This is a genomic window from Curtobacterium sp. Leaf261, assembly GCF_001422205.1.
Lineage (GTDB): Bacteria > Actinomycetota > Actinomycetes > Actinomycetales > Microbacteriaceae > Curtobacterium.
The window spans coordinates 444,675-469,796 of the sequence record NZ_LMMJ01000008.1 but is presented as its reverse complement, the minus strand read 5'-3'; the positions used below and the strand labels follow the sequence as shown (position 1 = coordinate 469,796).

Annotated in this window: 24 protein-coding genes, 2 tRNA genes and 1 riboswitch; of the genes, 14 read left to right on the top strand and 12 right to left on the bottom strand. The window is 70.2% G+C overall.

Going from position 1 to position 25,122, the window contains the following annotated elements; all coding sequences use genetic code 11:
- Positions 1–47: 47 nt before the first annotated feature.
- Positions 48–857 carry a hypothetical protein gene (locus ASF23_RS10370; RefSeq protein ID WP_055952669.1) on the bottom strand — a complete coding sequence of 270 codons (810 nt, stop codon included), beginning with the start codon at positions 855–857 and terminating at the stop codon, positions 48–50.
- A gap of 101 nt (positions 858–958) precedes the next feature.
- Between ASF23_RS10370 and ASF23_RS10365 the strand changes: the two genes are divergently transcribed.
- Positions 959–1,846, top strand: coding sequence for an acyl-CoA thioesterase (locus ASF23_RS10365; protein WP_200919335.1), 888 nt, complete (start codon positions 959–961; stop codon positions 1,844–1,846).
- 16 nt (positions 1,847–1,862) lie between these two features.
- On the opposite strand, the gene ASF23_RS10360 is transcribed toward ASF23_RS10365, so the two are convergent.
- The 6 genes from ASF23_RS10360 to msrA form a co-directional block, all read right to left on the bottom strand.
- Positions 1,863–2,345 carry an acyl-CoA thioesterase gene (locus ASF23_RS10360; protein WP_055952665.1) on the bottom strand — a complete coding sequence of 161 codons (483 nt, stop codon included), beginning with the start codon at positions 2,343–2,345 and terminating at the stop codon, positions 1,863–1,865.
- A 79-nt stretch (positions 2,346–2,424) separates the two neighbouring features.
- Positions 2,425–4,110, bottom strand: a complete 1,686-nt coding sequence (ettA, locus tag ASF23_RS10355) for an energy-dependent translational throttle protein EttA (protein ID WP_055952662.1) — start codon at positions 4,108–4,110, stop codon at positions 2,425–2,427.
- A gap of 106 nt (positions 4,111–4,216) precedes the next feature.
- Positions 4,217–4,705, bottom strand: a complete 489-nt coding sequence (locus tag ASF23_RS10350) for a DUF6993 domain-containing protein (protein ID WP_156364451.1) — start codon at positions 4,703–4,705, stop codon at positions 4,217–4,219.
- 148 nt (positions 4,706–4,853) lie between these two features.
- Entirely contained in the window at positions 4,854–5,558 is a 705-nt protein-coding gene (locus ASF23_RS10345) for a single-stranded DNA-binding protein (protein WP_055952657.1), read from the bottom strand.
- 106 nt (positions 5,559–5,664) lie between these two features.
- Positions 5,665–5,946: a hypothetical protein gene (locus ASF23_RS10340; RefSeq protein ID WP_055952654.1), complete on the bottom strand. Its 282-nt coding sequence runs from the start codon at positions 5,944–5,946 to the stop codon at positions 5,665–5,667.
- 43 nt (positions 5,947–5,989) lie between these two features.
- Positions 5,990–6,517 carry a peptide-methionine (S)-S-oxide reductase MsrA gene (gene msrA / locus ASF23_RS10335; protein ID WP_055952651.1) on the bottom strand — a complete coding sequence of 176 codons (528 nt, stop codon included), beginning with the start codon at positions 6,515–6,517 and terminating at the stop codon, positions 5,990–5,992.
- Between the two features lie 214 nt (positions 6,518–6,731).
- Between msrA and ASF23_RS10330 the strand changes: the two genes are divergently transcribed.
- From ASF23_RS10330 to ASF23_RS10320, 3 genes are all read left to right on the top strand, one after another.
- Positions 6,732–7,019 (top strand): hypothetical protein, encoded by a 288-nt coding sequence (locus tag ASF23_RS10330; RefSeq protein ID WP_055952648.1) that lies wholly within the window; start codon positions 6,732–6,734, stop codon positions 7,017–7,019.
- A 76-nt stretch (positions 7,020–7,095) separates the two neighbouring features.
- Complete coding sequence (locus tag ASF23_RS18325; protein WP_055952646.1) at positions 7,096–8,232, top strand: hypothetical protein; 1,137 nt, start codon at positions 7,096–7,098, stop codon at positions 8,230–8,232.
- 162 nt (positions 8,233–8,394) lie between these two features.
- Positions 8,395–8,467: transfer RNA gene (locus ASF23_RS10320), tRNA-Arg, on the top strand.
- Positions 8,468–8,561: 94 nt separating this feature from the next.
- Here ASF23_RS10320 and ASF23_RS10315 read toward each other — a convergent pair.
- On the bottom strand, positions 8,562–8,828 hold the full coding sequence (locus ASF23_RS10315; RefSeq protein WP_055952643.1) for a thioredoxin: 267 nt from the start codon (positions 8,826–8,828) through the stop codon (positions 8,562–8,564).
- Positions 8,829–8,902: 74 nt separating this feature from the next.
- Complete coding sequence (locus tag ASF23_RS10310; protein ID WP_055952640.1) at positions 8,903–9,193, bottom strand: hypothetical protein; 291 nt, start codon at positions 9,191–9,193, stop codon at positions 8,903–8,905.
- Between the two features lie 120 nt (positions 9,194–9,313).
- Between ASF23_RS10310 and ASF23_RS10305 the strand changes: the two genes are divergently transcribed.
- The 6 genes from ASF23_RS10305 (at position 9,314) to ASF23_RS10280 (ending at position 13,268) form a co-directional block, all read left to right on the top strand.
- Positions 9,314–9,865, top strand: coding sequence for a MarR family winged helix-turn-helix transcriptional regulator (locus ASF23_RS10305; RefSeq protein ID WP_055952637.1), 552 nt, complete (start codon positions 9,314–9,316; stop codon positions 9,863–9,865).
- Positions 9,862–11,100 carry an MFS transporter gene (locus tag ASF23_RS10300; protein WP_055952634.1) on the top strand — a complete coding sequence of 413 codons (1,239 nt, stop codon included), beginning with the start codon at positions 9,862–9,864 and terminating at the stop codon, positions 11,098–11,100. The genes ASF23_RS10305 and ASF23_RS10300 overlap by 4 nt, the downstream gene beginning before the upstream one ends.
- 95 nt (positions 11,101–11,195) lie before the next feature.
- A complete protein-coding gene (locus ASF23_RS10295) occupies positions 11,196–11,618 on the top strand; it encodes a hypothetical protein (RefSeq protein WP_055952631.1) in 423 nt (140 codons plus the stop codon).
- 70 nt (positions 11,619–11,688) lie between these two features.
- Positions 11,689–12,324 (top strand): oligoribonuclease, encoded by a 636-nt coding sequence (orn, locus tag ASF23_RS10290; protein WP_055952627.1) that lies wholly within the window; start codon positions 11,689–11,691, stop codon positions 12,322–12,324.
- A gap of 152 nt (positions 12,325–12,476) precedes the next feature.
- Positions 12,477–12,549, top strand: a tRNA-His gene (locus ASF23_RS10285).
- 380 nt (positions 12,550–12,929) lie between these two features.
- On the top strand, positions 12,930–13,268 hold the full coding sequence (locus ASF23_RS10280; RefSeq protein WP_055953268.1) for a metallopeptidase family protein: 339 nt from the start codon (positions 12,930–12,932) through the stop codon (positions 13,266–13,268).
- A gap of 121 nt (positions 13,269–13,389) precedes the next feature.
- On the opposite strand, the gene ASF23_RS10275 is transcribed toward ASF23_RS10280, so the two are convergent.
- The 3 genes from ASF23_RS10275 to ASF23_RS10265 form a co-directional block, all read right to left on the bottom strand.
- The gene (locus ASF23_RS10275) at positions 13,390–13,998 is read right to left on the bottom strand and encodes a hypothetical protein (protein ID WP_082474061.1); all 609 of its coding nucleotides are present in this window, start codon (positions 13,996–13,998) and stop codon (positions 13,390–13,392) included.
- Positions 13,995–16,364, bottom strand: coding sequence for an ATP-binding cassette domain-containing protein (locus ASF23_RS10270; RefSeq protein ID WP_055952624.1), 2,370 nt, complete (start codon positions 16,362–16,364; stop codon positions 13,995–13,997). The genes ASF23_RS10275 and ASF23_RS10270 overlap by 4 nt, the downstream gene beginning before the upstream one ends.
- Positions 16,361–17,086 carry an ECF transporter S component gene (locus ASF23_RS10265; protein ID WP_082474060.1) on the bottom strand — a complete coding sequence of 242 codons (726 nt, stop codon included), beginning with the start codon at positions 17,084–17,086 and terminating at the stop codon, positions 16,361–16,363. Before ASF23_RS10265 ends, ASF23_RS10270 begins: the two co-directional genes overlap by 4 nt.
- A riboswitch (TPP riboswitch) is annotated at positions 17,078–17,190 on the bottom strand. Its footprint overlaps the gene before it by 9 nt.
- Positions 17,191–17,222: 32 nt before the next feature.
- On the opposite strand from ASF23_RS10265, the gene ASF23_RS10260 reads away from it, so the two are divergent.
- The 4 genes from ASF23_RS10260 (at position 17,223) to treZ (ending at position 25,122) form a co-directional block, all read left to right on the top strand.
- A complete protein-coding gene (locus ASF23_RS10260) occupies positions 17,223–18,323 on the top strand; it encodes a hypothetical protein (protein WP_055952621.1) in 1,101 nt (366 codons plus the stop codon).
- 165 nt (positions 18,324–18,488) lie between these two features.
- Positions 18,489–20,810 (top strand): glycogen debranching protein GlgX, encoded by a 2,322-nt coding sequence (glgX, locus tag ASF23_RS10255; RefSeq protein WP_082474018.1) that lies wholly within the window; start codon positions 18,489–18,491, stop codon positions 20,808–20,810.
- Positions 20,807–23,344 carry a malto-oligosyltrehalose synthase gene (treY, locus tag ASF23_RS10250; protein WP_082474017.1) on the top strand — a complete coding sequence of 846 codons (2,538 nt, stop codon included), beginning with the start codon at positions 20,807–20,809 and terminating at the stop codon, positions 23,342–23,344. Before glgX ends, treY begins: the two co-directional genes overlap by 4 nt.
- A complete protein-coding gene (treZ, locus tag ASF23_RS10245) occupies positions 23,341–25,122 on the top strand; it encodes a malto-oligosyltrehalose trehalohydrolase (RefSeq protein WP_055952619.1) in 1,782 nt (593 codons plus the stop codon). Before treY ends, treZ begins: the two co-directional genes overlap by 4 nt.

The window sequence follows — 25,122 nt, the reverse complement described above, 5'->3', positions numbered from 1 at the left end:
TGTGTGCCGGGTGGATCAGCGAGACAGGGTCCTGGCTGCCGGGTCGATCAGCGAGACAGGGACCAGGCGCGCCGTTTCACCAACACATGGCCGCGAGTCGTCGTGAGCCGGCTCCAGGGCCCCGTCTCGAAGAGCCGCACGCGATCACCGTCGCGCAGGAAGCCGAGGCTCTCCGCAGCGAAGGCTGCTCCGGCGGGGACGTGTTCCGACTGCGCGATCGGTCGGCCCCACACCTCCGACCGAACCCGGCGCACGACAGCGTCGCCGGACGCGGTCGGGACGGTCTCGGCGACCTCGGCGATGCCGACACGAGCTTGGTCGCGCAGCACGGTGACGTCGAGGTCCGGCAGCGGCACCCATCCTCCACGCGGCGGCGAGATCGCGGCCCAGGTGACGGTGTTGACCTGCAGCGGGAGTTCGATGACGATCCCGTGTGCCGGCGTCGCCGGGTCCTCGGGGAGATCGTCGTCGGCGGTGTGCGCGTCCTCGTCGTCGCCGTCGTCGCCGTCGTCGCCGTGTCCGTCGATGTCGTCGCCGACGCTGTCGTCGCCGGCGCTGTCGTCGCCGGCGCTGTCGTCGAGGCGCTCGGCGACGATGCGGAGCCGCTCCGCGAACGACTCGATGGGGACGACCGCATCGAACGAGACCGCCTCGGTCAGCTCGAACGTCCGGAGTCCGAGGACCGTCGGGACCTCGTCGAGGAGACCGGCCGGGTAGAGCACAGCGGTGTACACGGCGAGCACACCTGCCCCGGCGATCAGTCGGACCGATCCGTCCTCGACACGGGCGGCACGTCCGAGGTACGTGCGGAGGTCGTTGAGGGAGGCGGTGTCGGGAAGCGCGAAGGACGGACTCATGTCCCGGTCAGGATAGCGAACCGCGGCTGGACGCAAGGGGCTCGTCGGAGCCACATCCGCAGCCAGAGCCATGGCCGCGGCGGCTCGTAGACTGACCCACGATGAACGGCGAACAGAGCGACGATCCGACGGCGACCGAGCCCGACTTCATGCCCACGTTGCGCTTGGTCGACACGGGCGCGAACACCGGCGAGACGATCATGACCGGCTCGAGCCACTGGTCTCCCGGCGGCCGTGTGTTCGGCGGCCAGGTCCTCGCCCAGTCCGTCGTCGCCGCGCAGTCGACGATCTCCGGGCGCGCGATCCACTCCATGCACGGCTACTTCCTGCGCCCCGGGTCGATCGAGGACCCGATCACCTTCGCCGTCGAACGGATCCACGACGGACGATCGTTCGCGACGAGGCGCACGCAGGCGTTCCAGCACGGGCTGCCGATCTTCTCGATGATCGCGTCGTTCCAGGCGGAGGACTCGGGGCTCGAGCACCAGGACCCCATGCCGACAGACGTGCCGGATCCCGAGTCGCTGCCGTCCGCCGCCGAGGTCCTCGGCGGCATCGACCACCCGATCGCACAGCACTGGGCCCAGCGGTCCGTCGACGTGCGTCACGTGGACGGACCCGTGTTCATCGACGTGCAGGGCGCGCATGTTCCCCATCAGGCGGTCTGGCTCCGCGTGGTGGGCGACCTCCCTGACGACCCGGCGCTCCACCGTGCCGTCCTCGGCTACGCGAGCGATCTGTCGATCCTCGAGCCGGTGATGCGCGCGCACGGCATCGCGTGGGGATCCCACGGCGTGAAGACCGCGAGCCTCGACCACGCCATGTGGTGGCATCGGGACGGCCGTGCGGACGACTGGGTGCTCTACACGCAGGAGTCGCCGAGCGCGCAGGGCGGTCGTGGTCTGGCGCTCGGTCGGATGTTCGACCGGTCCGGACGGCTCCTGACGACGGTGGCTCAGGAGGGCATGGTGCGGGTCCCCGGCATCTGAGCCGGGTCGGGACGGGTCACGGTCGCGAGAACGCCACCGGCTCCTCCATGTACGCCTCGCACGCGGCACGCTCCGTCGCTGTGAGACGGCGCGGCCGATTCGACTCCGCGTCGACGAGGACCAGCGTCGTCGTCGCGCGGGTGTAGACCTCGAACGGGTCCGTGCCCACCGGCGAGCACACCTCGTACGAGACGTCGATGCTCGCGCCGCCGATCCTGCCGATCCAGAGCTGGATGTCGAGCGGACGGCGCAGGTACGGGATCGATGCCAGGTACTCGAGCCGCTGCCCCGCGATCACCGTCAGGGTACCGGACCCCGGACGCCCGTCGATGATCGGGTCCGGGGTCTCCGGAGACGCCTCGAGCTCCTCGGGGTCCGGCGCCCAGAACGCCATGATCCGCGCCTCCTCGAGGAGGCGCAGCATCGCGGAGTTGTTGACGTGCCCGTAGGCATCGATGTCGCTCCACCGGATCCGCGTGGGGACATGGAGACGCGTCATGCGCCTGTCCCCGGCTGCCGTAGGGCCGAGATCCACGACCCGCGCACCCGGTGGGCCCCGGCCCGTCGAGCTCCGGACATCAGTCGCGCGTCAGCTTGCGGTACGTCGACCGTGCCGGCTTCGCCGCGTCGGCTCCGAGACGCTCGACCTTGTTCTCCTCGTAGGCCTGGAAGTTGCCTTCGAACCAGTACCAGTTCGGGGTGCCGTCCTCGTCGACACCCTCCCACGAGAGGATGTGGGTGGCGATCCGGTCGAGGAACCACCGATCGTGTGTGATCACCACGGCACACCCCGGGAACTCGAGCAATGCGTTCTCGAGGCTTCCGAGCGTCTCGACGTCCAGGTCGTTCGTCGGCTCGTCGAGGAGGAGGAGGTTCCCGCCCTGCTTGAGTGTGAGGGCGAGGTTCAACCGGTTGCGCTCTCCGCCCGAGAGCACCCCGGCCTTCTTCTGCTGGTCCGGTCCCTTGAACCCGAACTGCGAGACGTAGGCCCGCGACGGGATCTCGGTCTTGCCGACCTGGATGTAGTCGAGGCCGTCGGACACGACCTCCCACAGGTTCTTGTTCGGGTCGATGCCGCCACGGCTCTGGTCGACGTAGGAGATGTCCACCGTCTCGCCGACCTTGAGCTCGCCGCCGTCGAGCGGTTCGAGCCCGACGACCGTCTTGAACAGCGTCGTCTTGCCGACACCGTTCGGACCGATGACGCCGACGATGCCGTTCCGGGGCAGCGTGAAGGAGAGGTTGTCGATCAGGACGCGTTCGCCGAACTGCTTGTGCAACTTGTTCGCGTCGATGACCTGCGAGCCGAGGCGCGGTCCGACGGGGATCACGATCTCCTCGAAGTCGAGCTTCCTGGTGCGCTCCGCCTCGGTCGCCATCTCCTCGTACCGGGCGAGACGGGCCTTCGACTTGGCCTGCCGACCCTTCGCGTTGCTCCGCACCCATTCGAGCTCCTCGGAGAGACGCTTGGCGAGCTTGGCGTCCTTCTTGCCCTGGACCTCGAGACGCGCACGCTTCTTCTCGAGGTAGGTGGAGTAGTTGCCCTCGTACGGGTAGAGGCGCCCACGGTCGACCTCGGCGATCCACTCGGCGACGTGGTCGAGGAAGTACCGGTCGTGGGTCACGGCGAGGACGGCACCGTGGTACTGCGCGAGGTGCTGCTCGAGCCACTGCACGCTCTCGGCGTCGAGGTGGTTCGTGGGCTCGTCGAGGAGCAGCAGGTCGGGCTTCTGGAGCAGCAGCTTGCAGAGTGCCACGCGACGCTTCTCGCCGCCGGACAGGTGGGAGATCATCTCGTCGCCGGGCGGGCACTGGAGGGCGGCCATCGCCTGCTCGAGCTGGGAGTCGAGGTCCCACGCGTCAGCGGCGTCGATGTCTTCCTGCAGGACGCCCATCTCGCTGAGGAGCGCATCGAAGTCCGCGTCCGGCTCGGCCATCGCTGCGGAGATCTCGTTGAACCGGTCGATCTTGCCCTTGATCGGTCCGACGCCCTCTTGCACGTTCTCGAGGACGGTCTTCGACTCGTCGAGCTCCGGCTCCTGCATGAGGATGCCGACGGTGAACCCGGGCGACAGCTTGGCGTCACCGTTCGAGGGCTGGTCGAGGCCGGCCATGATCTTGAGGATCGTCGACTTGCCGGCACCGTTCGGGCCGACCACGCCGATCTTGGCTCCGGGCAGGAACGACATGGTCACGTCGTCGAGGATCAGTTTGTCGCCGACCGTCTTGCGGGCGCGGACCATTTGGTAGATGTACTCAGCCATATTGCCTCCAGTCTACTGAGCGGGCGGACGACGAGCGGGCACGCGTCCTGGACGATCACGCAGACGACGACCTGGTGTCACCGTGCGCAGCCGCGACGTGCCGTGACTACCAGTCGATCGCGCGCGTGTTGCCGATCAGGCAGTGCCCAGTCCCGAGCACGGGCGCGGTGTCACCGACGTAGGTGCTCCCTCGGAACTGTCCGAGCAGACAGGTCGATCCGACGAGCACCGAGACCTCGATCGAGTCAGCGCCTCGACCGATCGACGTCGTGTCGGGTGTGATCTGCATGGCCCCCTTGTCGAACCCAGCCGTGACGAGCGAGTCGACGATGTCATGGTCGTTCGCGCTTCCGTTCCGGGCTGCGAGTGCGGTGTTCGCGCCGTCGAACTTCGACTTGGCGGCAGTGACCTCGGGCCCTGCCGTCGCAGTGGCTGACGGTGTCGCCGAGCTGGAAGCCGACGCCGAGGCCGAGTTCTCCGACGCTGGCGAACCCGTCACCGTGTCGCGATCCGGCGACGCTCCGAGCGTGCACGACGTCAACCCGAGTGCGAGTGATCCAGCCAGGACGATGCCGAGCAGGTGCCTCCGGCGCATCGACAACCCCTTCTCCCCACGGCCGATGCTGCATCCGCTACGGAACGCCGCCGAGCAGCGCGGCGTGGTGCGGTGCGGTGCGGTGCGATCGACCTGATCGCTGCGACCGACGTGGCCGCGACGGTGCACGAGTCTACTGGTGCCCGGATCAGAACACCGGATCCGGCAGGGGCCGCTCGGGCGCGGACTCCTCGAGGTGGTCGGGGACCGCGGGGTCGTCGGGGAGCGCCGGTTCGTCGCGCAGCGGAGCAGCGTCGCTGAGCGACGCCACGTCATGGGGCGCCGGATCCTCGTGGTCCGCGGGTTCGTCGTGGACCACTCCGTCTCGGCCGACGCGAGCCATCCAGTCGTCTTCGTGATCCGAGCCGCCGGCCGGGATGCCGGACTCCACCCGTCCCTCCAGTCCGACTCCGGAGTCGATGCTCGTCGCGGAGGCGACCGCACGCTCCTCAGCCGTCGGCAGTTCGCCCGGCCAGGCTGTCTCGTCGGTCGTGTGACGCGTGACCTTCCGCCACTGCGACCGACCGTACGCGAGGTCGTGACCGATCGAGTCCCCGTCGATCTCGACCGCGGTCCCGCTGCGGTGGTCTCGTTCCCACGGGCGGATCCGCAGACGCCCGGCGACGAGGACACGGTCACCCTTGATGACCGACTCCTGGACATTCGTCGCCAGGGTGCGGAAGGCGGTGACGGTGAACCAGTTCGTGTCGCCGTTGACCCACGCCGAGGTGGCGCGGTCCCAGCGACGGGACGGGGATGCGAGCCGGAAGCTCGTGATCGAGAGCCCCGTGCCGGTGACGAGGTGACGAGGGACGGTGGCGACGATGCCGCGGATGGTGATGGTGTCGTTCATGTCCTGAATGCTGCCGAGGACGGGACCCGCTCATGCGGATCCCGTCTCCGGTTGTGGAGAACCAGCCTGCCGTCCCGACCTGGGGAGGACGGGTAAGCAGTGGTGATCAGTGCGCGCGGAACTCCGGCCGCTCGGCGTTCGGGCCCAACGACGCGTGCACCGCGCGCTTCGCGGACTCGAGCGTCGGGTAGACGGCACTCCGTGCGGACGATCCGTACAGGTCGACACGGAACTCCGCGCCGTCCTGGTGGACACTGCCGACGGCACCGGCCGGTCCGACGGCCACCCACGTCCCAGCGGACACGGTTCCGTCCGACTCAGTTCCAGCGTCGGCCGTCGTGCTCGCGGACGCACCCGTCGCCTCGGTCTCGATGTCGGTCTGCATCATCAACCACCTCCTTGTGGTTCGGTGACGCCGTCGCCCGACCGGGCTACGACGCCAGGATGTACTGACTGTACGCCTTGCGGACCTTGTTCACCTTGGGCAGCGCGACAGCGAGGCAGTACCCCTGCCCGGGGTTCTTCGCGAAGAAGTCCTGGTGGTACTCCTCGGCACGGTGGAAGGTCCCGAGCGGCTCCACGGTCGTGACGACACCGCCGTCCCAGATCTCCGATGCGCGAGCGATCGCGGCCTCGAAGACGGCCCGCTGCGCGTCGTCCGCCGGGAACATCGCCGAGCGGTACTGCGTGCCGACGTCAGCGCCCTGGCGGTTCCGCTGACGGGGATCGTGCAGCGTGAAGAAGACGTCCAGCACGACATCAGCGGGGATCACCGACTCGTCGAAGGTCACTGCGACGGCTTCGGCGTGGCCGGTCGTTCCGCTGCAGACGGCCTCGTACGTCGGGTGCGCCGACTCGCCGCCGACGTACCCGGACACCACGTCCGACACGCCCTGCAGAGTGCGGTACACCGCATCGAGACACCAGAAACAACCGCCTGCGAGCACGAAGGTCGTCATCGAGCACACCTTTCCGTCATCATCCGCCTCCCGACGACGGAGACCGTTCGGCCGGGAGGCCCGTGGCCCGGTCGGGCCCTCGTCCTCCCCAACCGAGACCCCCCGATCCGCATTCCCCCGGCCGTTCCTGCCCGACGCGGGCGTCAGTGGTCCGCCGTACCGTCGGAGCAGTCCCCGATCGAACACCGAGCATCGACACGGACCAGGAGCCACCATGACGACCACGACGACCACACACCCCGACGCGACCGGACCGGTCCTGCGCCTGCGCCCGCCCCGTCCGGTGGCGCGGACACGAGGATCGCTGCACATCCTGGACGTCCGCGACGACCTCAGTCGCATCTCACGTGCCAACGGTGAGATCGTCGGCTACGTCGACCGGATCGACGTCGCCGGCGGCCCCGCGTTCCGGGCCCGCCGCTTCGTCCCGGCAGAACGTCGGTTCGTCGCGCTGCCGAGCGTCTGGAGCGCGGACGACGCGGTGGACATGCTGCGGTTCTGACGGCCCGGACACCCCGTTCGTCCGGTTGCGCCTGTCGCGCCCCGGCTCGCGGCACGATGGTCGATATCGTGCGGTCATGGAATGGTGGAACAACTTCGTGGACTGGTCAGGGTCGGACCACGGCTGGCAGATCATCTCCGGTGCGATCGTCCCGTTCGTCGCCATCGTGGTCGCAGGCGTCGTCGCGGCGTTGATCGGTCGCGGTGCGACGAAGCGTGTCGTCGCGATGCAGGAGCGCGAGGCGAGGAACGCGGCAGTGGCAGGCGTGGTCTCCGCGGCACGCAAGGCCGCGACCTGGGGCAGCCTCGGACACGACGAGCGCGGGTATGCGGATCACCTCGCCGAGGACGCCGACATCAGGTTGCGCCTCCTGCCCGTGAGCGGTGCGCCCGTCGCGGCGAACTGGGCGCAACACGAGATCGCCGACATCAAGAAGAACTCCTCCACGTTCAGCTTCCAGGCCGAGCAGTCCCTGGCCGAGTTCCGCGATCGGATGCTCGAGTGGCAGGCGCGGCCGTCCAGGGCACGGAAGCTGTTCCGTTCCGATCTCGAGCAGTGGAAGTTCGAGGCACCCGACGCGGACGCCGACCTCATCAACCGGCAGCAGGCGTGGAATGCAGACCAGGTCGACCGGGATCGACGAAGCTCGGACGCTGCTGCGACCCCAGGAGGCTCTGCGACACCGGAGGGTTCCGTGACTCCCGCAGGTCCGTCGGCCACGGCCGCAGCCGCGTCCCCCGCAGCGCCCACCCCCACGCCCGCGCGAACGCCCACGCCGACGCCGACGCCGACGCCGACGCCGACGCCCGTGTCGACGCCGGCGCCCGTGTCGACGCCGGCGCCCGTGTCGACGCCGGCGCCCGTATCGACGCCGGCGCCCGTATCGACGCCTACGCCAGCGCCCGACGCCGTCACGCCGGCCCGTCCGGTCGAGCCGGCCCGGTCGACCCCGGTCTCCACCGCCGACCGCGATGCCACGTCCATCATTGGCGCATCGGCGCGGCTCGGCGACACCCCGAGCGGTACGGCCGCGCCGCTGACCGAACGGAAGGTCGACGCCGCAGCGCCGTCGACCAGCACGGCGTCGATCCCGACACGGCTCAGCGAGACCCCGGCCGAACACTCCGATCCTGACGAGACCGCGGAGGCACCGTACGGGTCACCCGTCAGCGCCAGCGAACTCCGACGCCGCGCAGTCGACGACGACGAGTAGGAACGACGACGAGTTGCGAGGTCGGCCTGTCACGACGAGCCCCGTCGATGCGCAGCGACGACGATCGAACATGATGCGGGATCGGTCACCGCGCGGTCGCGACCCGCAGAGCTCCGTGCGACACGGTCGACAGCGCGGCTGACCGATATCCTGGAACTGATCGCCCCCGTGGCCCAATGGATAAGGCAGCGGATTTCTACTCCGACGATTGCGGGTTCGACTCCTGCCGGGGGCACACTCTCCGACCGGTCCGACCGCCGTTGCCTGCCCCATGCGCTTCGTCGGCGCAACCGGCTTCGTCGGCGCAACCGGCTTCGTCGGCGCAACCGTCAGTGGCGGAGCGCTCCCGCGAGAGCGACGAGCAATTGGTCCCGCTGCGGTACACCCGGTGACCGGAAGACCTCTCGGCCCTGATCGTCGCTGATCCGGATGGTCGGTGTCGACCGGATGCCGAGCGCCTCGACCTCGTCCGGCCGTGCCGCGACGTCGATCTCCCGGGCCTCGAGACCGGGCACGAGCCGCACGGCCTCCGCGACGACACGACGCGCACCAGCACACGGCGCACAGAACGCGGACGTGAACAGGTCGATGCGCATGTGCCCTGGAACGCGGAACGGCTGCCCCGCATTCCGCGGAACAGCCGTGCGGGCATCACTCACCCAAACCGTGGTCAAGCCCGGTCGAAGCCACCACTCCGGTCGCCGCGCTCGTCGAGCTGGTCGACGGGGTCGGAGTCCTTCGGGTCGAACGCGTAGTCCACGTGCACCTGGTCGAGCACCTGCTTGGCCTCGGTGGCCGTGTAGGTGAACGCTGTCTCGAGCCCCTCGACCCCGGCGTACGCCGTGACCTCCTGGTCCCATGCGTCGGTCGTTGCAGTCCTCGTGTCGGTCGTACCGTCGAAGGGGCCGCCGTGGAAGAGGACGGTGTACTGGTCGCCCTCGTGGATCGTGATGTCGCTCATGCCATCTCTTCTACCAGCCGGCAGCCAGCACGTACCCAGGCAGCCGGAGTCGAGACCTGCGAGGCAGCTTCGGGCAGCCCCTGGTTTGTCGGATACATAGCTTGGCTATATAATTACCTCATGACCGCCGACCACGACGACACCATCGAGACGCTCCTCGTCGCGGTGAACCGGCTCATCCGGCGCGCGGCGCAGGCGAGCGGCAATGCGACGTCGTCGGCGGTCTGGCGCACCCTCGGGATCCTCGACGCGGACGGCACGATGCGCATCGGCGAACTGGCGACCGCGAGCCGAGTGTCGCAGCCCACCATCACCAAGCTCGTTGCCGGGATGATCGCCGACGGTCTCGTCGACCGTGCAGCCGACCCCGACGACTCCCGGGTGGGTCTCATCGCGATCACCGATGCGGGCCACGACGCCATCGCCGCCTGGCGAGCAACCCTGGCGCGGGAGGTCGGGCCGCTCTTCGACGATCTCGACGCGTCCGAGTGGGACACCCTGCACGCCGCCGCAACCCTCATCGCCACCCGCGTCGGCACATCGACGACCTCGCAACCAGTCGGCACCACATCGACGGCCCCGCAACGGGTCGGCACCACATCGACGACCCCACAGCGGGTCGGCACCACATCGACGACCCCACAGCGGGTCGGATCGGAGACACCAGCGTGACCAGCCACGCCCCAGCCGCGGGCACCAGCATCCTCAAACAGCCGACGGCCGTCTGGGCGATCGCCTTCGCGAGCGTCGTCGCGTTCATGGGCATCGGCCTCGTGGACCCGATCCTCCCCGCCATCGCCGCATCCCTCCGGGCCACACCGTCGCAGACCGAGCTGCTCTTCACGAGCTACCTCGCGGTGACCGGTGTCGCGATGTTCTTCACGAGCTGGGTGTCCAGCCGCATCGGCCCGAAGAAGACGCTGATGATCGGGCTTGCCCTCATCGTCGCGTTCGCCCTGTTCGCCGCTCTGTCGAACGACGTGTGGATCATCATCGGGTTCCGCGCGGGTTGGGGACTCGGGAACGCGCTCTTCATCTCCACGGCACTCGCCACGATCGTCGGAGCAGCGTCCGGTGGCACGGCGAGTGCCATCATCCTCTACGAGGCGGCACTCGGTCTCGGCATCGCGATCGGCCCGCTCGTCGGCGGACTCCTCGGCTCCGTCAGCTGGCGAGGCCCCTTCTTCGGCGTGACCGTCCTCATGGCGATCGCCTTCATCGCGATCATGGTGCTCCTCAAGTCGAGCGCGATGGAGAAGCCGACGCCGACCAAGCTCTCCGCGCCGTTCCGTGCGCTCCGACGCCCTGCGCTCGCCGCACTCGCCGCGACCGCGCTGTTCTACAACATCGGCTTCTTCGTGCTCCTCGCCTACACGCCGTTCCCCCTCGGGTTCGACGCCCTCGGCATCGGGTTCACCTTCTTCGGATGGGGTCTCGGACTCGCGATCACATCTGTCTGGGTGGCACCACTCCTGACGGCGAGGATGCGTCGGACAACGGTCCTCCGCATCGCACTCCCCCTCCTCGCACTCGACCTGTTCGCCGCCGCCGTGTTCGTCACGAGCCAGGTCGGTCTCGTGATCTGCGTGATCGTCGGTGGCCTCGTGCTCGGCGTCCTCAACACCGTGCTCACCGAGAGCGTGATGGAGGCAACGGACCTCCCCCGGTCGGTCGCATCGAGCGCCTACTCCGCGGTGCGCTTCCTGGGTGGCGCGGTTGCTCCGCCGGTCGCGACACTCCTCGCCGACGCCTACTCGCCGAGCGCCGCCTACGTGTTCGCCGGCTCGTCGGTCGTCGTCGCGCTCGTCGTGACCATCGTCGCAGCGAAGGCACTCCGGCGCGTCGACGACGGTCCGGAGTCCGAGCGAGTCGAGGCCGAGGCGATCACCGTCGGGGGCGCATCGTGAATAGTATAAATAGCGTATAATTTGAGATGTGAAGTTAACGATATAGAGTTCTTTCTGTGCCGAAATGAGCACACCACCAACAGGACAGGAACTCCATGACCAAGATCATCCGAACGCTCTCCACCCTCGCCGCCGCAGCAGCGGTCACCGCCGGCCTCGCATTCGCGCCCGGCGTCGCGAACGCAGCGCCCGCCGCGCCCGCCGCCGCTTCCTCCTCCTCCACGCAGGGCACCGTCCCGGCGTTCGTCGGCCTGTCCGACGGCGACACGCTGCAGCAGAAGGGGAGCACGATCCAGATCCGGAGCAAGGCCGGGAACACGCTCATGGTTACCTCGTCGAAGTGGGTGCCCGGTCAGGGTTCGACCATCGCCACGGACGACGTGGTCGCCACCGGGGAGATCACGACGCTCAAGGTCCGGAAACTCGCGCTCGGCAGCCAGACGCTGCGCATCCAGCAGATCGAGGACGGCGTCTGGAACTCCTGGCACACCACGGTGGACATCACCGTCGTCAAGTAAGCACTTTCAGCGAACGGCCCCCGCACATCAGCGCGGGGGCCGTTCCGCGTCAGCAGAATAGGATCGTGCCATGGGTACTGCGAACGACCGTCTCGTCTGGATCGACTGCGAGATGACGGGGCTCGACATCGCCGTCGACGAACTCGTCGAGGTGGCCGTGGTCGTCACCGACTTCGACCTCGAGCCGGTGCACCCCGGCTTCGACATCGTCATCAAGCCCGACCAGTCGGCGCTCGACAACATGAACGAGTTCGTGACGAACATGCACACGAGCTCGGGGCTCATCACCGAGATACCCGACGGCGTGAGTCTCGCTGACGCCGAGTTCCAGGTGCTCGAGTACATCCAGGCGCACGTCCCGGTCGAAGGCTCCGCGCCCCTCGCCGGGAACACCATCGGCACCGACCGTGCGTTCCTCGCCAAGTACATGCCCCGTGTCGACGGGCATCTGCACTACCGCAGCGTCGACGTCTCGAGCATCAAGGAGCTCAGCCGCCGCTGGTTCCCACGCGTGTACTTCAACGCCCCCGAGAAGCACGGCGGCCACCGCGCGCTCGCCGACATCCTCGAGTCGATCCGCGAGCTCGAGTACTACCGTCGTGCCGGATTCACCCCGGAGCCCGGCCCCACCTCTGACGACGTGAAGGCGATCAACGCCGAGGTCGTCGCGAAGTGGGCTCCGCGGCTCGTCGCGCCGAACGCCTGACAGGTCGCCTCCCGCAACATGGTGGCGGCACCGGACGGGAGGCACGACCCACCTCCGCCCTGCACCGCCCGCAACAGCCGTGGTTCGGAAGCAGCCCCTGTGTGTACTACTATTGATGAGCCGCGTCTGGGCTCCACCCCGGGCGCGACATGGTGGATATAGCTCAGCTGGTAGAGCGCCTGGTTGTGGTCTAGGAGGTCGCGGGTTCGAGCCCCGTTATTCACCCCGGTCGAGGGAGAGTTCCGTTCCGCGTTGCGGAACCGGAGCTCTCCCTCAGTGCTTTACAGCCCGCCCTCCGGGCGGCGCAGACGAGGGAGGACTGTGTTTCGCACGTTGTGCGAAACCGCAGGCCTCCCTCAGTGCTTGCTGGCCCGCCCTCCGGTGTGTGCACATGGAGCGACAGTTCCGGGCCAACACGACGTCGCTCCCACGGTGGCCTGTCGCCCCGTGCCCACGCATCGGATGCGCGCGCAAGGAGCGACAGTTCCGGGCCGACACGACGTCGCTCCCGCAGACGCCTGTCGCCCTGTCCCCACGCATGGGATGCGCGCGTATCGTGCGACCGGACACCCAGGGAGAGCTGGGACGATGAGCGCGTGCTGGAGATGTCGCCCGAGGCCTTCGAGGACCTCGTCACCGAGGAGCTCGACCTGCTGCCGGACGACATGATGGACGGCCTCGAGAACGTCGCCTTCGTCGTCGAGGACGAGCCGGAGGACGGTGAGGAGCTCTTCGGCCGCTACGACGGCATCGCGGCGACGGAGCGCGGCCAGTACGGCTTCGGCGAACTCCCCGACCGCATCGTCGTGTTCCGCAAGGCACATCTCCTCGAGTGCGAGAGCCTGGACGACCTGCACGACGAGGTGCACACCACCCTCGTGCACGAGATCGGCCACTACTACGGCATCGACGACGACCGGCTCCACGAGCTCGGCTGGGCCTGACCTGCTGGTTCTGCCGCAGGGGGCGTCAACTGTGCCAGGGACTCCCTCGGCCAGTTGACGCTCCCTGGGACAGAAGCGATGAGAAGGGCGGGCAGCGCGAGGAGACGCACCACGCGCGCGCTCAGGGCAGACGCAGGACCACGTCGGCGAGTGACCTCGGGTCCTCGGCGGCGATGAACGCCCGCTCCTCGGCCGCCCACCGGTCCCACTCCCGCGCGAACGTCGCGCCGTCGCGAGCGAGCGCCCGCGCCTTCCGCACCGCGTCGTCCCCGTCGAGCCAGACACGGAGTGTCGCGAGCGGCGCGGATCCGCGCGACAGCGCACCGCACCCCTCGACGACGAGCGGTCGGGTCACGTCGACGACGTGCCACTCGGCCGGGAGGCCCGTGGCCCAGTCCCAGCGCCGCCAGCGCGGACGTCCGGTCGCGTCCGGCACCGCGAGGACCTCCTGCACGACGGCATCGGACGCCGCCCGCAGCCCGTCCCACCCCGGGTAGACGTCGTCGAGATGGACGACCTCGGCGCCGAGCTCCCCCGCGAGCGAACCGGCGAGGGTCGTCTTGCCGGTACCGGACCGCCCGTCGATGAGCACCACGGGACGCGTCGCGGTGGATGCCCTGGCCACGATCTCGTCGAGCGGCACCGGTGCCCCGGCCGAGTCGACGACGGACGCACCGTCATCCGTCGGCGGTGCGCCGTGCCTCCCGTCCGCTCCGTTCGGGACGGTCATCGACCGTGCCATGTCCCCGCCGTGACCGCGGTGCCGATCGCGACGAATCCGATCCCGACCAGGACGGCCATCAGCGTCCACTCGCGGGCGCCGAACCGCGATTCCCGCGCCCACGTGCGTCGACCGGGGGCACCGAAGCCCCTCGACTCCATCGCGACCGCCAGGGTCGTCGCCCGTCGGAGCGCGAGCACCAGCAGCGCGAACGCCATCGACGCCCCGCGACGCACCCGGCCACGATCCGCGAGGCCGCGGGACCGGCGGGCCATGCCGAGCTGCCGCCAGTCCTCGCGCATCAGCGACACCATCCGGATCGCCGCGAGGGCCCCGAGGACGAACCGGGCCGGGAGCCGGAGCACCTGCGCCAGTCCGTCAGCCAGGTCGGTCGGGTCCACCGCCGCAAACACCGCGATGGTCGGCAGGACGAGTGCGAGGAGACGGAGCAGCGTCGCGAGCGCGAAGACCAGGGAACCGTCCGTGACGTGCACGAAGCCCGCGTCGATCCAGGTGCGGCCGGACGCCTCCCCGTAGAGCGCGATGCCGACCGCCGCGAGCGGTCCGGCGACGAGGAGCGGTGCGGCCCGGCGGAGCAGGGTGCCAGGGCGGATCCGCGCGAGCGGCAGGAGCAGGAGTTCGAGCACGAGGGCCGTCGCCGCGGAGACCACGTCGAGGCTCGTCACGAGGCAGACGGCGAGGGCGAGGACCCCGAGCAGCGACGCGGCGGGGTTGACACGGAGCCCCTCCGGACGCCGCTCGGCCGGCGACACGGCGGCGGCGCCAGCCTCGGCGGCGGCACCAGCCTCGGCGGCGGCGGGAGCAGGAGCCGGCGGCGGGACCAGCCGGAGCTCGCGCGCGCCGAGGGCATCGACGAGCGCCCGGTCGTGTGTCACCACGACGACGGCCGACCCGACGTCGAGGAGCCCGGCGAGCGCGTCGACGATCCCCTGCCAGGTTCTCCGGTCCTGACCGGACGTCGGCTCGTCGAGCACGACGACCCGCGGCCGCGTCGCCACGACGGTGCCGATCGCGAGGCGCCGCTGCTCCCCGCCGGACAGCGTGAACGGGTTGGCATCGGCGAGCGCCTGCAGCCCGAGGGCGAGCATGACCTCGTCGACACGGCCCTCGACGTCGTCCTCGGAGAGCCCGAGCGCACGAGGCCCCGCAGCGAGCTCATCGACGACGGTCGCGGCGACGAACTGGTGCGCTGGTTCCTGGAACACCGTGCCGATGCGTGCCGCGAGCTCCGTGCTGGACCAGGCCCCGGGCTCGGCCGACCCACCGGGGGGTGCGAGCGTGTCGGAGGCCACGACCGCGCCATGCTCGGGTCGGAGGAGCCCCGCGAGCGTCAGCCCGAACGTCGACTTGCCGACACCGTTCGGCCCCGTGACCGCGATGCACTCCCCCGCACGGACGACCAGCTCGATGCCCTGGCCGACCGGTTCCCCGGTTCGCCGAGCCGTGGTGAGCTCGGACACCGTGAGGAGCACGTCGCCACCCGGTCTCGCCGGCACCGTGTCGGGGTCGGCCCCGGGGACCCACACCCCGGCCTCGGTCAGGGCCCCGCGGTGTGCGCCCAGGACCTCGGCCGGGGGCCCGTCGGCGACGACACCACCCGAAGGCGCGAGGAGCACGAGGCGGTCCACGAGGTCGAGCCACGTGCCGATGCGGTGCTCCACGACGAGGAACGTCGCCCCGGTGTCGTCGAGTGCCCGTCCGACGGCGCGCCGGACCTGCGCGACACCCTCCGGGTCGAGGTTCGCGCACGGCTCGTCGAGCACCAGGGTCCCCGGACGCATCGCGAGCACCCCGGCGAGCGCGAGTCGTTGTCGCTGCCCGCCGGAGAGCGCCGCGGTGGACCGTCCGTGCGGCAGGTCGAGCCCCACGACGTCGAGGGCGTGCGTGACCTCGGACCAGATGGTGGGCCGCGGGACGCCGAGGTTCTCGGGCCCGAACGCCACGTCGTCGCCGACACGGGACATCACGGTGTGCGCCTCGGGGTCCTGCATGACGAGTCCGACCCGCCCGCGGACGCTGCTCGGGGCGAGTCCGTCCACCGTGCACCGACCCTCCTGCCCGGCGTCGCCGTCCGCGCCGTCCTGCCCGGCGTCGCTGTCCTGCCCGGCGTCGCCGTCCGTGTCGTCCGGCAACACGCCCGCGACCGCACGGAGGAGCGTCGACTTGCCGGCGCCAGAGGGTCCGACGATCGCGACACGTTCGCCCGGTTGCACGACGAGGTCGACCCCGCGCACGGCCCACGTGTCACGGTCCGGGTACCGGAGCCCCCACCCGGAGAACTCGATGCGAGCGGGTGCGGAGCGCGCCCCGTCCGCGCCGACCGCGGCGGCCGTGTCCGTCGGGTGAGCGGTCACGCCCGGCCGCGGGACGAACGGGCGGACGGGCGCCGGGACGAACCCCGGTCGGCCCGGAGCTCCCGGCCCACCGCGAACCCGGAGAGCACGCCGGTCCTCGCGAGCGCCCGGACGAGGAGCCACGAGCCGATGCCCGCCACGACCGCCCCGGAGAGCACCGCGCAGACGACGTACGTGATGCTGAAGGCGGGCGCGTAGCCGGCGTAGTAGAAGACGAGGTCGTTGAACCCGAGCGCGAGTCCGGCGACGGCCCCGGCGAGCATGACCACGGGCAGCCGATACGAGCGGTACAGGAAGATCGCGAGGACGAGCTCGGCACCGAGCCCCTGAACGAGCCCCGACTCGAGCGTCATCGGCCCCCAGACGTTCCCCATCAGCGCCTCGACCGTCGCGGCGACGAGCTCACCGTAGAGCGCGGCGCCGGGCTTCCGGACGACGATGCCGACGAGCACGCCGGCGAGCAGCCAGACACCGCCGACGAGCGACTGCATCCCCGGTAGGACGAGCTGCAGCCCGGCACTGATCGGAGCGTACCCGAGGTCCCAGAGCGTGAAGACGAGGCCCGCGGCGACGGCGAGGACGCTCGCGACGACGATGTCGACGACCCGCCATCGGAGGCTCCGCGGGCGGCGGCCCCCACGGTCTCCGTGCCCGTCGACCCGGGCTGACGTGGTGGTGGGCTCGGAACCGGGCACCGTGGACGTGGTGGCGCGATCGCGCATGATGACTCCTCCCTGCGCCGGCATGACCCGGATCAGGTTCGACGGTCGGAGCGCTGGTCGCTCCCTCTCAGCCCGGCATCGCCCGGACTCCCGTGTGTGTTGCGCCCAGTATAGGAGGGCGTGGGATGCTGCTCCCATGTCAGCGCCGTCATCGGACATCCACCCCACCACCGCCCCCGTCGTCACGGGCGTCCACCTCGTCGGGAGCGTCAACTCCCCCGACGCCGAGTCGACCTTCCGCGCCGTCGCGGAGCACGTCGGTCCGCTCGCCCATCGGATCCCGGACGGCGAGGTCGGTGAGCGCTTCTACTGGATCCAGTTCCAGAACTTCCGGTTCGACGCCACCGCCGGCCTCGAGCGCGTCGGTGAGCCGGGCTTCATGATCCGCGACCTGTTCGACAGCCGTCAGCTCCGGATCATCGAGGGCGTCGACGCGGCGTCGATCGTGCTGCCGGACCTCGGGTACGCCAGCGCCGCACTGGAGTCGTACGCGACGTTCCGGGAACTGCGCGACGCCGGCGTGATCGCTCCGGGCACCCGGTTCCAGGTGTCGCTCCCGACACCGATCGGCGTCGTCGGGGCCTTCTTCCGCGCCGAGGACCGAGCCGCGTTCGAACCCGTCTACGAGCGCGCGATGTTCGCCGAACTCGACCGGATCGTCGACGGCATCCCGCACGGCGACCTGGCGATCCAGTGGGACAACGCCGTCGAGTTCGCGATCCTCGAGTCGAGCCGGGTCCGCACCTCGCCGATCGAGTCGTGGTTCGGCGATCCGCTCATCGGGATCGTCGAGCGTGCGCACCGACAGATCGGCGCGGTGCCCGCCGGGGTCGAGGTCGGCATGCACCTCTGCTACGGCGACGTCGAGGAGCAGCACTTCGTCCAGCCCGACGACACCGGGACCCTCGCCGCGGTCCTCGCGGCGGTCCTCGACGGTGCACCCCGGACGATCGACTTCGTGCACCTGCCCGTCCCGATCGAACGCTCGGACGCGGCGTACTTCGCACCGCTCGCCGACGTCGACGTGCCCGAGGAGACCGAACTCGTCCTGGGGCTCGTGCACCACGAGGACGGCCTGCCGGGAGCGCTCGCCCGGGTCGAGGCAGCCCGCACCGCCCTCGACCGCTTCGGCATCGCGACCGAGTGCGGCTTCGGGCGCGGGCCCGCGGACCGCACCGCGCCCCTCCTCGAGCTGCACCGTCAGGTCGCCGGAGCGGTCGACGCCGAGGTCGCCTGACCACACGGGTCGCGGACGCGACCAGGAGACGGACGGGAGGCCCGGTACCAGCTGGTACCGGGCCTCCCGTCCGCACGTGGTCGCGTCGGCGACCTGACACGGGCCCACCGGACATTGACGGCCACCCCTCGGTAGGTTGGCCAGGTCCACGACCAGGAGGTCCCTTTGCAGACATGGCCAGGCAGTCCCTACCCACTCGGCGCCACCTACGACGGGAGTGGGACGAACTTCGCGATCTTCAGTGAGGTCGCGGACCGGGTGCAGCTCTGCCTCTTCGACGACGCCGGCACCGAGACGGCGATCGACCTGATCGAGGTGGACGCCTACGTGTGGCACGCCTACCTGCCGAGCGTCGCTCCGGGGCAGGCGTACGGCTTCCGCGTGCACGGGGCGTACGACCCCGCGTCCGGACACCGATCGAACCCGGCCAAGCTGCTCCTCGACCCCTACGCCAAGGCGACGAGCGGCGAGATCGACTGGGACCAGTCGCTGTTCTCGTACACGTTCGGCGACCCGGACTCCACGAACGACGAGGACTCCGCCGCGCACATGATGAAGGGCGTGGTGATCAACCCGTTCTTCGACTGGCAGGGCGACCGACCGCCGCGGACCCCGTACGGCGAGAGCATCATCTACGAGGCACACGTCAAGGGCCTCACCGAGACGCACCCGGACGTGCCCGAAGAGCAGCGCGGCACCTACGCCGGCGTCGCGCACCCGGCGATCATCGAGCACCTCAAGCGGCTCGGCGTCACGGCGATCGAGCTCATGCCGGTGCACCAGTTCGTCAACGACTCGACCCTGCAGGACAAGGGGCTCAGCAACTACTGGGGCTACAACACCATCGGGTTCTTCGCGCCGCAGGCCGCGTACTCGAGCGCCGGTGACCGCGGGCAGCAGGTCCAGGAGTTCAAGTGGATGGTGCGCACCCTCCACGACGCGGGCATCGAGGTCATCCTCGACGTCGTCTACAACCACACCGCCGAGGGCAACCACCTCGGCCCGACGCTGTCCTTCCGGGGCATCGACAACGCCGCGTACTACCGGCTGATGGACGACGACCCCCGGTACTACATGGACTACACCGGCACCGGGAACTCCCTGAACGTCCGTCACCCGCACTCGCTGCAGCTGCTCATGGACTCCCTCCGCTACTGGGTCACCGAGATGCACGTCGACGGCTTCCGCTTCGACCTCGCGTCGGCGCTCGCGCGGGAGTTCTACGAGGTCGACCGCCTGTCCACCTTCTTCGAGCTCGTCCAGCAGGACCCGATCGTGTCGCAGGTCAAGCTCATCGCGGAGCCGTGGGACGTCGGTCCCGGCGGGTACCAGGTCGGCAACTTCCCGCCGCAGTGGACCGAGTGGAACGGCATGTACCGCGACACCGTCCGGGACTTCTGGCGCGGCGAGCCCTCGACGCTCGGCGAGTTCGCCTCGCGGATCTCGGGGTCGGCCGACCTGTACGAGTCCGACGGCCGCCGCCCGGTCGCGAGCATCAACTTCATCACCGCGCACGACGGCTTCACACTGCTCGACCTGGTGTCCTACAACGACAAGCACAACGACGCCAACGGCGAGGACAACAACGACGGCGAGAGCCACAACCGGTCCTGGAACTCCGGGGTCGAGGGTCCGACCGACGACGCGGCGGTGACGCAGCTCCGACTCCAGCGCCGACGGAACTTCCTGGCGACGCTGCTCCTCAGCCAGGGCGTGCCGATGATCGCGCACGGCGACGAGCTCGGCCGCACCCAGCTCGGGAACAACAACGTGTACGCGCAGGACTCCGAGCTCAGCTGGATCGACTGGGCGAACGCCGACGACGACCTCATCGCCTTCACGGGCGAGGTCGTCCGCCTCCGGCGCCACCACCCCACCTTCCGCCGGACGAGGTACTTCAACGGGCGCCCGGTCCGCCGCGGCCAGGACGAGCCGCTGCCCGACATCGTGTGGCTCACCCCCGAGGGCGAAGCCATGCAGCCCGAGGAGTGGGACTCCGGGTTCGGCAAGAGCGTCGGCGTGTTCCTGAACGGCGACGGCATCCGTGGGCGCGACGCCCGGGGCGGCCGGGTCACCGACGTGAACTTCCTGATGTACTTCAACGCGCACGACGACACCGTGACGTTCACGCTGCCGCCGGACGAGTACGCACCGCACTGGATGATCCGGATCGACACCGCGGACCCGACCGAGAAGGGCGACGTCTTCGATGCCGGAGCTCCGCTCGACGTGCCCGCGCGCTCGATGCTGGTGCTCCGCGCCGAGCCGCCACAGGAGCCGACGAGCACCCCGGTGGACGTCACCACGACCGCGCCGTCCGCCGCACCGACGGTCCCCGCGACCGGTGGGACCGCAGCGGGCGCCGGCGTCGTGGCCGCCGAGGGTGTCGACGCGACCACGCCGTCGAGTCCCGCACCGGCATCCCCGATCGAGGCCGACGCCAGCAGCAGTAGCAGCAGCACCACCGACAACGAGGAGCAGGCATGAACCGCCACGGAGGCGCACACCGCGTTCCGACGTCGACCTACCGACTGCAGGTCCGGGCCGACTTCGACCTGTCCGCCGCCCGGGACGTCGTCGACTACGTCGCCGCCCTCGGTGCCGACTGGCTCTACCTGTCCCCCGTGCTGCAGGCCGAGACGGGGTCCGACCACGGGTACGACGTCGTCGACCACGGACGGGTCGACGACTCCCGGGGCGGGGACGAGGCGTTCCGCGCCCTCACCCTCGCGGCGCACTCGGCCGGCCTCGGTGTGCTCGTGGACATCGTGCCGAACCACATGGGCGTCGCCGACCCGTCGACGAACGCCTGGTGGAACGACCTGCTGACGAACGGCCGCGGCTCGGCCCTCGCCGACGCGTTCGACGTCGACTGGGAGGCCGCATCCGGTCGGATCCGCATCCCCGTGCTCGACTACGACATGACCCCCGGGTCCGGCGAGGACGGCTTCGACTCGATCGAGCTCGTCGACGACCACCTCATGGTCGGCAGCACCCCCTACCCGACCGCGCCCGGCACGGTGCACGCCGGCGACGACGTCCGCACGGTGCACGACCGGCAGCACTACGAGTTCGTGCACTGGAGGCGCGCCGACCGCGAGCTCAACTACCGGCGGTTCTTCGCCGTGAACACCCTCGCCGCGATCCGGGTCGAGGCCCCCGAGGTCTTCACCGCCTCGCACGCACTCGTCGGCGAGTGGTTCCGCGACGGGCTCGTCGACGGCCTCCGGATCGACCACCCGGACGGACTGTACGACCCCGCCGGGTACCTGTCCGACCTGGCCGAGCTCACCGACCACGCCTACACCCTCGTCGAGAAGATCCTCGAGCCCGGCGAGCAGCTGCCCGCGTCGTGGCCCGTCGACGGCACGACCGGGTACGACGCCCTCGGGCTCGTCGACCGGCTGTTCGTCGACCCCGCGGGTGCCGAGGCACTCGGATCGCTCGACTCCCGCCTCCGCGGGGAGTCCGATCCGTTCTCGTGGCACGCGCTCATCAACGGCACCCGGCGTGGCATCGCCGACGGGATCCTCGGCAGCGAGGTGCAGCGGCTCGCGCGCATCCTCGGCCCCGACGTGCCGGACGTCCGCCGTCCTGCACTCGTCGAGGCCCTCGCCGAGATCACCGCGACGTTCGACGTCTACCGGACGTACCTGCCCGAGGCCGACCACTGGCTGGTCGACGCCCTCGAGGAGGCCTGCCGGACGCGGCCCGAGCTCGCACCGGTGATCGACCGCATCGCGCCGTTCCTCGCCGACCCGGATCACGCGGCAGCCGTCCGACTCCAGCAGACCACCGGCATGGTGATGGCGAAGGGCGTCGAGGACACCGCGTTCTACCGGTACTCCCGCCTGACGAGCCTCAACGAGGTCGGGGCCGACCCGTCCGCGTTCGCGGTCACCCCCGCGGGGTTCCACGAGGCACAGCAGGTCCGCCTCGCGTCGTGGCCGAACACCATGACGACGATGACGACACACGACACCAAGCGGAGCGAGGACACCCGCGCCCGCATCACGGTGCTCAGTGAACTCGGCGCCGAGTGGACCGCGGCGTTCGAGCGCCTGGACGCCCTGGCCCCCATCGGCGACGGGGTGTTCGCGAACCTCCTGTGGCAGGCGATCGTCGGCTCCCGGCCGGCCTCCCGCGAACGGCTCCACGCCTACGCCGAGAAGGCCTCGCGCGAAGCCGGGAACAGCACCACGTGGACGGCTCCGGACGAGGTGTTCGAGGAGCGCATGCACGCCCTCGTCGACGCCGTGTTCGACGACCCGCGGGTCGTCGCCGAGCTCGATCGCATCGACGGGCTCATCGACACCGCTGGCTGGACGAACGGCCTCGCGATGAAGCTCGTGCAGCTCACCGCCCCTGGTGTCCCCGACGTCTACCAGGGCACCGAGCTCTGGGACCGCTCCCTCGTGGACCCGGACAACCGTCGGTCGGTCGACTTCACCGAGCGTCGTCGGCTGCTCGCGAGCGTGCAGAACGGTGCGCTCCCCCCGGTGGACGCCTCTGGTGCGGCGAAGCTCCTCGTCACGGCCGCTGCGCTCCACTTGCGCCGCGACCGCCCCGAGCTCTTCCCGCGCTACGTCCCGGTGTCCGCGTCCGGACCGACCGCCGACCACGTCGTGGCCTTCGACCGCGGTGGCGCGGTCACCGCGGTGACCCGCATGCCGATCGGCCTCGAGCAGAGCGGCGGCTGGGCCGAGACGATGATCCACCCGGTGCCGGCGGAGCGCGTCGACGTCCTCACCGGGCGGCGGTTCCCGGCCGGTCGCGGGATCCGCGTGGCGGACCTGTTCCGCACGTACCCCGTCGCGCTCCTGGCGCCTGCGGAGGCGACCCCGGACGAACCGGGAGCCGTCGCTCGCAGCGTGAGCAGTGCCTCCAGTCCGAGCGGAACGTCGACCGGAACACAGGCCGGCAGCACCGCCGGCACGCCGGACGGCTCGGCCGCAGCCGTCGGCGACGGCTCCGCCGCCGCAGAGGCCGCCGAGATCGACATCCTGGAGGGACACGCATGAGCCACCCCACCGCGACCACGTTCCGGACCGGCCCGTTCCGCGCCGGACGCTACGAGGTCTGGGCTCCCGACGCGGACCGCGTCCGACTCGTCGTCGACGATGCGGAGCACGCGCTCACCAGGGGCGACGGCGACTGGTGGTCGACCGACGCGGTGACACCGGTCGTCGGAGCCCGCTACGGCTACCGGATCGGCGACGACGACGCGGTCATCCCCGACCCGCGCACGCTCTCGCAGCCCGACGGCGTGCACGGTACCTCGGAGGTCGTCGACCTCGATGCATTCGCCTGGACCGACGAGGCGTGGACCGGTCGCCAGGCTCGCGGCGCCGTGATCTACGAGATGCACGTCGGCACCTTCACGACCGAGGGCACGCTCGACGCCGCGGCGGACCGGCTCGAGCACCTCGTCGAGCTCGGCGTCGACCTCGTCGAGGTGCTGCCCGTGAACGCGGTCAACGGCACCTGGAACTGGGGCTACGACGGCGTCGACTGGTTCGCGGTGCACGCGCCGTACGGTGGCGCGGCCGCGTACCAGCGCTTCGTCGACCGGGCGCACGCACTCGGGCTCGGTGTCGTCCAGGACGTCGTGTACAACCACCTCGGACCGAGCGGCAACTACCTGCCGTTGTACGGCCCGTACCTCATCGCGGGACTCGGCAACACGTGGGGCGACTCCGTCAACGTCGAGGAGCCCGAGGTCCGGCGGTTCGTGCTCGACAACGTGCGGATGTGGCTGCGCGACTTCCACGTCGACGGGCTCCGGCTCGACGCGGTGCACGCGATCCGCGACACCTCGCGGCCGCACGTGCTCGCCGTCATGGCCGAGGAGACCGACTCGTTCTCCGCACACGTCGGACGGCCGCTGTCGCTCATCGCCGAGTCGGACCTCAACGACCCGGTGATGTTCCGACCGCGCGAGGCGCACGGGTACGGGCTCGCCGGTCAGTGGTCGGACGACTTCCACCACGCGGTGCACGTCGCGCTCACGGGTGAGACGACCGGCTACTACGCCGACTTCGCCCCGCTCAGTGCGCTCGCCAAGGTGCTCGAACGCGGGTTCTTCCACGACGGCACCTGGTCGTCGTTCCGCGAGTCGGTGCACGGGCAGCCGATCGACCGCGCGACCTCGCCCACGACGGCCCTCGTCGTCGCGAACCAGAACCACGACCAGATCGGCAACCGGGCGACCGGGGACCGCCTGGCCGCGACGCTCGACGAGGACGGGCTGGTCGTCGCCGCCGCGCTGACGCTCCTCGGGCCGTTCACACCGATGCTGTTCATGGGCGAGGAGTTCGCCGCGAGCACCCCGTGGCAGTTCTTCACCTCGCACCCGGAGAAGGACCTCGGCGAGGCGACCGCGAAGGGCCGCATCGCGGAGTTCGCCAAGATGGGCTGGGACGAGTCGAGCGTCCCGGACCCGCAGGACCCGGCGACGTTCCAGAACTCCAAGCTGCGGTGGGAGGAGACGCTCGAGGGTCGAGGTACCCGCGTGCTGGACGCCTACCGCGCGCTCATCGCCCTGCGTCGCCGCGAGGAGGCCCTGGTCGACTGGCGGTACGGCGCCGTCTCGGTGCAGTTCAGCGAGAACCGCCGGTGGCTCGTGCTGTCACGGTCGGACATCCACGTCGCGGTGAACTTCCTCGACGACACCGCCGAGGTCCCGGTGCCGGTCCCGGTGGGCGGCGGCTCCTCCGAGGTGCTCTTCGCGACGGACGGTGTCGAGGTGTCCACCGGATGCCTCCGGTTCCACGGGCGGGGCGTCGCGGTCGTCCGCTAG

What these genes read in the sequence shown, in the direction of transcription:
- ASF23_RS10345 (WP_055952657.1), bottom strand. Translation starts at nt 5,558, where the DNA reads ATGAACGACACCATCACCATCCGCGGCATCGTCGCCACCGTCCCTCGT.
- ASF23_RS10265 (WP_082474060.1), bottom strand. Translation starts at nt 17,086, where the DNA reads ATGCGCGATCGCGCCACCACGTCCACGGTGCCCGGTTCCGAGCCCACC.
- msrA (WP_055952651.1), bottom strand. Translation starts at nt 6,517, where the DNA reads ATGACGACCTTCGTGCTCGCAGGCGGTTGTTTCTGGTGTCTCGATGCG.
- treZ (WP_055952619.1), top strand. Translation starts at nt 23,341, where the DNA reads ATGAGCCACCCCACCGCGACCACGTTCCGGACCGGCCCGTTCCGCGCC.
- orn (WP_055952627.1), top strand. Translation starts at nt 11,689, where the DNA reads ATGGGTACTGCGAACGACCGTCTCGTCTGGATCGACTGCGAGATGACG.
- ASF23_RS10370 (WP_055952669.1), bottom strand. Translation starts at nt 857, where the DNA reads ATGAGTCCGTCCTTCGCGCTTCCCGACACCGCCTCCCTCAACGACCTC.
- ASF23_RS10260 (WP_055952621.1), top strand. Translation starts at nt 17,223, where the DNA reads ATGTCAGCGCCGTCATCGGACATCCACCCCACCACCGCCCCCGTCGTC.
- ASF23_RS10295 (WP_055952631.1), top strand. Translation starts at nt 11,196, where the DNA reads ATGACCAAGATCATCCGAACGCTCTCCACCCTCGCCGCCGCAGCAGCG.
- ASF23_RS10340 (WP_055952654.1), bottom strand. Translation starts at nt 5,946, where the DNA reads ATGATGCAGACCGACATCGAGACCGAGGCGACGGGTGCGTCCGCGAGC.
- ASF23_RS10310 (WP_055952640.1), bottom strand. Translation starts at nt 9,193, where the DNA reads ATGAGCGACATCACGATCCACGAGGGCGACCAGTACACCGTCCTCTTC.
- ASF23_RS10275 (WP_082474061.1), bottom strand. Translation starts at nt 13,998, where the DNA reads ATGACCGTCCCGAACGGAGCGGACGGGAGGCACGGCGCACCGCCGACG.
- ASF23_RS18325 (WP_055952646.1), top strand. Translation starts at nt 7,096, where the DNA reads ATGGAATGGTGGAACAACTTCGTGGACTGGTCAGGGTCGGACCACGGC.
- ASF23_RS10280 (WP_055953268.1), top strand. Translation starts at nt 12,930, where the DNA reads ATGTCGCCCGAGGCCTTCGAGGACCTCGTCACCGAGGAGCTCGACCTG.
- ASF23_RS10350 (WP_156364451.1), bottom strand. Translation starts at nt 4,705, where the DNA reads ATGCGCCGGAGGCACCTGCTCGGCATCGTCCTGGCTGGATCACTCGCA.
- ASF23_RS10315 (WP_055952643.1), bottom strand. Translation starts at nt 8,828, where the DNA reads ATGCGCATCGACCTGTTCACGTCCGCGTTCTGTGCGCCGTGTGCTGGT.
- ettA (WP_055952662.1), bottom strand. Translation starts at nt 4,110, where the DNA reads ATGGCTGAGTACATCTACCAAATGGTCCGCGCCCGCAAGACGGTCGGC.
- ASF23_RS10305 (WP_055952637.1), top strand. Translation starts at nt 9,314, where the DNA reads ATGACCGCCGACCACGACGACACCATCGAGACGCTCCTCGTCGCGGTG.
- ASF23_RS10360 (WP_055952665.1), bottom strand. Translation starts at nt 2,345, where the DNA reads ATGACGCGTCTCCATGTCCCCACGCGGATCCGGTGGAGCGACATCGAT.
- ASF23_RS10365 (WP_200919335.1), top strand. Translation starts at nt 959, where the DNA reads ATGAACGGCGAACAGAGCGACGATCCGACGGCGACCGAGCCCGACTTC.
- treY (WP_082474017.1), top strand. Translation starts at nt 20,807, where the DNA reads ATGAACCGCCACGGAGGCGCACACCGCGTTCCGACGTCGACCTACCGA.
- ASF23_RS10330 (WP_055952648.1), top strand. Translation starts at nt 6,732, where the DNA reads ATGACGACCACGACGACCACACACCCCGACGCGACCGGACCGGTCCTG.